At 71.0% G+C, this 6,238-nt stretch carries 7 protein-coding genes; 6 read left to right on the top strand and 1 reads right to left on the bottom strand.

All coding sequences use genetic code 11. The annotated features are described in order from the left end of the window. Window positions 1-247: 247 nt before the first annotated feature. The 5 genes from AC1U7O_RS07040 to AC1U7O_RS07020 all read left to right on the top strand — a co-directional run bounded on the left by AC1U7O_RS07040 (window position 248) and on the right by AC1U7O_RS07020 (window position 4,747). Entirely contained in the window at window positions 248-1,387 is a 1,140-nt protein-coding gene (locus AC1U7O_RS07040) for an SGNH/GDSL hydrolase family protein (protein WP_479894002.1), read from the top strand. 16 nt (window positions 1,388-1,403) lie between these two features. Next, the gene (locus tag AC1U7O_RS07035; RefSeq protein ID WP_479894001.1) at window positions 1,404-2,342 is read left to right on the top strand and encodes a hypothetical protein; all 939 of its coding nucleotides are present in this window, start codon (window positions 1,404-1,406) and stop codon (window positions 2,340-2,342) included. Between the two features lie 49 nt (window positions 2,343-2,391). Beyond that, on the top strand, window positions 2,392-2,814 hold the full coding sequence (locus AC1U7O_RS07030; RefSeq protein ID WP_479894000.1) for a hypothetical protein: 423 nt from the start codon (window positions 2,392-2,394) through the stop codon (window positions 2,812-2,814). A gap of 92 nt (window positions 2,815-2,906) precedes the next feature. Then, window positions 2,907-3,953, top strand: a complete 1,047-nt coding sequence (locus AC1U7O_RS07025) for an NAD(P)-dependent alcohol dehydrogenase (protein ID WP_479893999.1) — start codon at window positions 2,907-2,909, stop codon at window positions 3,951-3,953. A gap of 11 nt (window positions 3,954-3,964) precedes the next feature. After that, entirely contained in the window at window positions 3,965-4,747 is a 783-nt protein-coding gene (locus AC1U7O_RS07020; protein WP_479893998.1) for a carbon-nitrogen hydrolase family protein, read from the top strand. A gap of 1 nt (window position 4,748) precedes the next feature. On the opposite strand, the gene AC1U7O_RS07015 is transcribed toward AC1U7O_RS07020, so the two are convergent. Continuing rightward, window positions 4,749-5,699, bottom strand: coding sequence for an NmrA/HSCARG family protein (locus AC1U7O_RS07015; protein ID WP_479893997.1), 951 nt, complete (start codon window positions 5,697-5,699; stop codon window positions 4,749-4,751). 113 nt (window positions 5,700-5,812) lie between these two features. Here AC1U7O_RS07015 and AC1U7O_RS07010 point away from each other — a divergent pair, with 113 nt between their 5' ends. Next, entirely contained in the window at window positions 5,813-6,205 is a 393-nt protein-coding gene (locus AC1U7O_RS07010) for a TfoX/Sxy family protein (protein ID WP_479893996.1), read from the top strand. Window positions 6,206-6,238: the final 33 nt, after the last annotated feature.

Raw genomic sequence — 6,238 nt, 5'->3', positions numbered from 1 at the left:
GACGACGGGGGTGATCGCCACGACAGGACCCGCTAGAGTTGCTGTAGGTACCATCAAGTACCTTCGGATCAGGGCTAGCCTCTAGTCACGCCATCTCTTTGCAGGGTTTCCTCATCCGGCATCTTGCCCGCCCCCCCGCGTTGAGGTAGAAGCCACCCCCACGGGAACCGGGCGTGAACGCTCCACGCCGCGCCGATCCGCCGGACTCCGACCGGGCGCGGCCGCCCTACCACCTTTTCGGGAGCCGATGGTCACGCGCGTGGCGGCCGGCCTCTTCCTCCTCGGCGCAGCCCTGATCCTGGGCGAAGCGGCCGCCCGGCTCTGGCCGACCGTGCCGGCGGTCGAGCCGGTACGCCGCCACCATCCGTACTTGATGAACGGCCGCTCCTTCCCGACCCCGGACGACCCCTGGGCGGAGATCGAGCGACCGGAGACCTACGGCTATCGCGAGACCCCGCTGGCCTACCTCTACGATTTCACGAAGCCGGTGACCGCCCTCGCTGAGCGATGGGATTTCCTCTTCCAGGACCGGCGGCCCCTCGCCGCACCGCCCTCCTCGGCCGACGGCCCGCTGCGGGTCTTCGCGCTGGGAGGCTCCGTCGCCTACGGCATGGGCGCCTCCTCACCCGAGCGGCGCTGGTTCGTGCAGCTTGAGCGGGCGCTCGCGGCGCGGCTGGGACGGCCGGTCCGCGTGATCCCCGCCGCCATGCCGGGCTATGTGTCGGCCCAGGAGCGGCTCGTGCTGGACCTGGCGGTCCTCCCGCGGCGGCCGGACGCGGTGATCCTGCTGGACGGCTACAACGACGCGGCCTTGCCGGCCATGTACGGCGTCAGGCCCGGCGATCCCTTCGACCAGGGCCTGGCCTACAAGGGAGACGAGTCGCTCGCGCCGGTTCTGATCAAGCGGGCCGCCGTGCACAGCCGGCTCGTCCGGGCGCTCGCCACCGGCATGCTCCAGACCGTCCTGGCCGCCCACCGGCGGGAGATCGCCGAGGACCCGCGCCGCTTGGCCTTCTACTCGGAGAGCGTGGCCTCGGTCTATCGGGACAACGTCTCCGCGATCCTGACGCGCTGCGCCCAGGCCCACCTGCCCTGTGTCGCGTTCCTGCAGCCGGCGCGGAGCGCCACGCGCCGGCTGGCGGGATTCGCGCCGGCGGACGATCAGGACCGGATCGAGACCGCGGCCTATGCCGCGATCCTGGCGGCCGCGCGGCGCGAGGAGGACCGCCTCCCCCTCCACGACCTCACGCCCGCGCCGCCGTCGGAGGCGCTGTACCTGGATTCGGTGCACGTCGGCGACGAGGGCCACCGGCTCCTGGCCGAGGCCATGGCGCCGACAGTAGAGGCCCTGCTGGCGGGCCGGTCAAGGGACTCGAATCGAGGGTGAGCGGAGGGGTGACCTCGTGCGTACCGTCCGTCGTCGTCTCGCGATGCTTCTCGCCCTCCTGGGAGCCTGGCTCCGACCCGTCGCCGCCGGCCCGGGCTTCGCCATGCCCGTCCCCGTGCCGACGACCAACCCCAATCCCCCGCCGCCGATTCCCTTCCCCATCCCGCCGCCCCAACCCTCGCCGATCGACATCTGGGACATCCTGCTCTGGATCGCGATCATCCTGGTGGTCCTCATCATCCTCGCGATCATCCTGGGGCCGCTGATCCTCAAGCTGATCCGCAGGATGCTCGAACGCCTTTTCTGCTATCCTCGCTTGGTTTCGTTCACCGCCGTGCGGACGAGGGTCCTGGTGCATGCGCAGGGGAGTGATTGCTGGCTGAACTTCGGCCCCTTTCCGCCCCCCGGCATCGAGTTCACGGCGACGGTGACCCTGCCCGGGCCCGCCTGCGCCGGCAAGTTGCAGTTCGTCCAGGACTGCGTGTTCCACCGGGAGCGCGTGCCCGGCACGGCGACGACCAGTCCGAAGGAGTGCATCTCCAGCAACGGCAAGCGCGTGCTGGACACGACGGATCCCTACGATGAGTTCGCCGTAGCCGGCGTGGGGCCGCACACGGTCACGACCAACGACAGTCCCGGCGGCGCGCTGAACCCCTGCGAGATGTACAAGGCGGACGACCGCTTCCGCATGTTCCTCATGTGGAAGCCGGCGGGCCTGCTGGGATGGCTGGGCTTCCGGCTGCCGGTCGCCAAGATCGAATGGTGGTGGAAGGGGACGGCGGAGGCCACGAACCCCGCGTCGGCCGACTGCTCGGAGGGGCCAGGGTTCAACTGGACGCTCACCTCCGCGCCCACCGACCACGGCGACAACGGCCCGGCGACCTGGACGCTTCGGTGGCCCGTGACCTCGCCCAACGCCGTTGACATCATCAGGCGGGGCTGGCAGAAGTGTTGAGCGCCGGACCGGCGAGGCTCGCGACGGGAGACAACCGGGAGGTCGGAGGATGTGGGGACGAACGGTGAAGGGGCTCCGGATGGCCTGCGTCGTCGAGACCTCGGTGTTCACCAGGACCTACCCCGTCGAGGTCCGGATCCTGATCGAGAACGTCTCGGACCAGGGCACGATCGAGCTGGCGGAGCGGCGGCCCTACCTCGACTACTTCGTCGCGGTCACGCGGCCCGACCAGCAGCCGGTCCCCCTGACCGAGCGGGGCCGCGACCTGCGGGAATCCAAGGCCCTGCGCGACATGGCCAGCCGCAAGCTCGTGTCCATCCCCCCGCGCCGGTCCTATGCCTTTCCCTACCCCCTGCACGAATTCTTCGACCTGAGCCGCCCGGGTGACTACGAGGTCACGGTGAGCCGCCCCGACTGGAAGGACGGCGCCGACATCCTGACCGCCCCGGCCTGTCCGTTCCGCGTGGTCTGACGCCGCGCCCCCGCCGCTCCTCCAGGGCCCTTGCCTATTCCGCCCGTCCCCGCCACAATAGCAACCTCGACCCATCGGAGCGCGGAGGCCCCATGCGAGAGACGAACGCCTACGCCGCCATGAGCGCCGGCGCCAAGCTCGTGCCCTTCACCTTCTCCCGGCGGGAACCGGGCCCGCAGGACGTGCTCATCACGATCCGGTACTGCGGGATCTGCCACTCCGACATCCACCAGGCCAGGGACGAGTGGGGCGGCGCCGTCTTCCCGATGGTGCCCGGCCACGAGATCGTCGGCACGGTGGCGGAGACCGGCCCGGCGGTGACCCGCTTCCGGACGGGCGACCTGGTCGGCGTCGGCTGTATCGTGGACTCCTGCCGCGAGTGCGTCCCGTGCAAGGAGGGGGAGGAGCAGTACTGCCTCGGCCACCTGGCTTTCACCTACAACGGCACGGAGAAGGACGGGCGCACCCCCACCTACGGAGGCTACTCGACCCAGATCGTCGTGGACGAGCGGTACGTCCTGCGCATCCCGCCGGGCCTCCCCCCGGACCGCGCCGCGCCCCTGCTCTGCGCGGGGATCACCACCTATTCGCCGCTCCGGCACTGGCGCGTCGGCAGGGGCCATAGGCTCGCGGTGATGGGGCTCGGCGGGTTGGGACACATGGCGGTGAAGCTCGGGGCGGCACTCGGCGCCGAGGTGACCGTGCTGAGCCACAGCGAGAAGAAGCGGCGCGAGGCCTCGCGCCTCGGCGCTTCGGAGTTTGTCGTGGCGGACGGCCCGGCGGCGCTCGCGCCACTCGCCCGGCGGTTCGACTTCATCCTGAACACGGTGTCCGCCCCCCACGACCTGAGTGCCTCCCTGGAGTGCCTCAAGACGGACGGGACGATGATCCTGGTCGGCGCGCCGGACAAGCCGCTTCCGCTGTCGGGGTTCAGCCTCGTGATGCGCCGGCGGCGGCTGGTGGGCTCGCTCATCGGCGGGATCCGCGAGACGCAGGAGATGCTCGAGTTCTGCGCCGAGCACCACGTAGCGGCCGACGTCGAGGTCATTCCCATCCAGGAGGTAAACGAGGCCTACGAGCGCGTGCTGCGCGGCGACGTCCGCTACCGATTCGTGATCGACCTGGACTCCCTGCGCTAGGCCGGATACCCATGTCGAGCCGCCCCCTGCGCGTCGCCCTGCTCCACCTCGCCCCGAAGCCGGGCGCCCTCGCGCACAACCGGCGGCTGATCGAGCGGGGCATCGCGGCGGCCGCCGATCGGGGCGCGGCCTGGGTCCTCACGCCGGAGCTGGGCGTCTGCGGCTACACCTTCGCCGACCGGATCGGAACCGGCTGGATCCTTCCCCAGCCCGATGGGTGGGTGCAGGGGCTCTGCCGGCTCGCGGCGCGCCGGTGTCTGACCCTGTTCCTTTCCCACCCGGAGCGGGATCCCCGCTCCGGACGCCTCTACAACAGTCTCTTTGTGATCACGCCGGACGGGTCGCTGGGGGGCCGGCACCGGAAGGTCAACACGCTGCGGGTCGGCTCGGAATCCTGGTCCACGCCGGGCGAAGAGATGACCGCGGTCGTCGTGCCGCCCGTCGGCGCGGTCGGCCTCTTGATCTGTGCCGACGCCTATTCCCCCGAGCACTGCCGCAGCCTGAAGGCCCGGGGCGTCCGCCTGCTGGTGTCCGCCGCCGCCTGGGCGCCGGGGCACCACGGTCCGAACGGCGAGTGGGAGCGCTGCACGGGCGACACGGGGGCGCCGCTCTTCGTCTGCAACCGCACCGGGCCGGACCGGACGCTCGACTTCACCGCGGCCGAGAGCGTCGTCGCCCGGGACGGCGCGCGGCTCCTGTCCCTGCGATCGGACCGGTCCGCCGTCTTCCTTCTCGACTGGGACCTCGCGGCCCGGACGCTCGCCGCGCCGGGCTACCGGACCGTCCCGCTGTGAGTCAGTCGAGCGGGATGCGGTGGCCGTTCCGGGCGAGCCAGTCGTCGAACGTCTGAAGCGCGGGGTTGAGGCGCCGGGCGACCGCCGGGTCCCGCGCGCCGCAGAAGGCCTCCTGGAAGTCGCGCTTGAACTGGAACATGTTGCCGAGATCCTCCGCACCGGGGAACCCGAAGCTCCGGTAGGCTTCGGGCGTCACGTCGTGGTAGCGCACCTCCCGCCCCAGCGCCCTCGTGAGCTTGGCCGCCATCTCGGCCCCGGTGAGGTGCTCGCCGGCGACCCCGACCGTGCGGCCGACCATGGCCCCGCCCTCCTTGAAGATGCCGAGGGCGCACTTGCCGATGTCCTCGACGGCGATGCCGGGCAACTTCTTGTCGCCCATCGGAAACGTGATCGCCAGCTTGCCGTCGGGGCCCGGCTTCGGGCCCGCGCCGAAGAAGATGAAGTTGTCCCAGTAGAACGACGTCAGCAGGAACGTGGTGGGTACCGCGAGCTCGGTGAAGAACCGGTCTGCCTCGCCCTTGGCGTCGAAGTGCGGCACCTTGTACCGGCCCATGAGGGTCGGCATCCGGGGGTCGCTGAGCGGCACCCAGCGGCGGGTGTCCTCCAGTGTGGACCAGACGACGTGGCGCAGACCCGCCGCCTTCGCCGCCTCCGCCATGGCCCGGGCCTGGGCCAGCTCCTTCTCCGGCGAGCAATGCTCCCAGAAGTTCGTGAGACAGAAGGCGCCGGCGGCCCCGGCGAAGGCGCGCTTCAGGCTGCCCGCGTCGTCCAGGTCGGCGGCGACGACCTCCGCGCCCAGCCCGGCCAGCGCCTTGGCCTTGTCCGAGTCGGGCTTGCGCGTCAACGCCCGGGCGGTAAACCCGCCGACCCGGTCGGCCAGGATGGCCCGCACCAGCCCGCCCCCCTGCGCGCCCGTCGCCCCCACGACCGCGATGATCTTCTTGTCCGCCATGGCGCCGTCCCTCCTCGTCTGATCCTTCCGCCTTCCCAAGGCCTCCGACTCTATCGCCCCGTGCGCCCGCCGTGCAAGGGCGCCCGCCGCCCACCGTGGTAGAGTGACCGCCTGTGAAGGCCGACTCGTTTCAGCGCTTCGTCCTGGACCAGTTGGAGTTGGGCGGGCTCCGCGGCGTGGTCTGCCGGGCCATGTTCGGCGGGCATGGGCTCTACCGGCGCGACGCCTTCTTCGGCATCCTCCACAAGGGCCGCCTGTACTTCAAGACCGACGAGTCCACTCGCGCCGGCTATCTGAAGCGGGGTATGACACCCTTCCGACCCAACGCGCGGCAGACGATCAGGACCTACTATGAGGTCCCGATTGACATCGTCGAGGATTCGGAGCAGCTTATCGCCTGGGCGGAAGGGGCGATCAAGGCCGGCCGCCGAGCCGCGCGACGACGCCCTGCCGCAAGGGGCGGGCGGCGCCGGCCTGGTCCGGAGCGAGCCCCCGGGCTGATGTGACGGAACGGGATCGAGAGGCACGGCCATGACCGG

It is taken from the genome of Candidatus Nitrospira neuquenensis (assembly GCF_979578155.1).
Note: the sequence above shows the minus strand (reverse complement) of the source record. Positions and strands in the feature narration are given on the sequence as shown.

Coding starts and splice junctions, on each gene's coding strand:
- AC1U7O_RS07025 (WP_479893999.1), top strand. CDS start 2,907: ATGCGAGAGACGAACGCCTACGCCGCCATGAGCGCCGGCGCCAAGCTC.
- AC1U7O_RS07040 (WP_479894002.1), top strand. CDS start 248: ATGGTCACGCGCGTGGCGGCCGGCCTCTTCCTCCTCGGCGCAGCCCTG.
- AC1U7O_RS07015 (WP_479893997.1), bottom strand. CDS start 5,699: ATGGCGGACAAGAAGATCATCGCGGTCGTGGGGGCGACGGGCGCGCAG.
- AC1U7O_RS07020 (WP_479893998.1), top strand. CDS start 3,965: ATGTCGAGCCGCCCCCTGCGCGTCGCCCTGCTCCACCTCGCCCCGAAG.
- AC1U7O_RS07030 (WP_479894000.1), top strand. CDS start 2,392: ATGTGGGGACGAACGGTGAAGGGGCTCCGGATGGCCTGCGTCGTCGAG.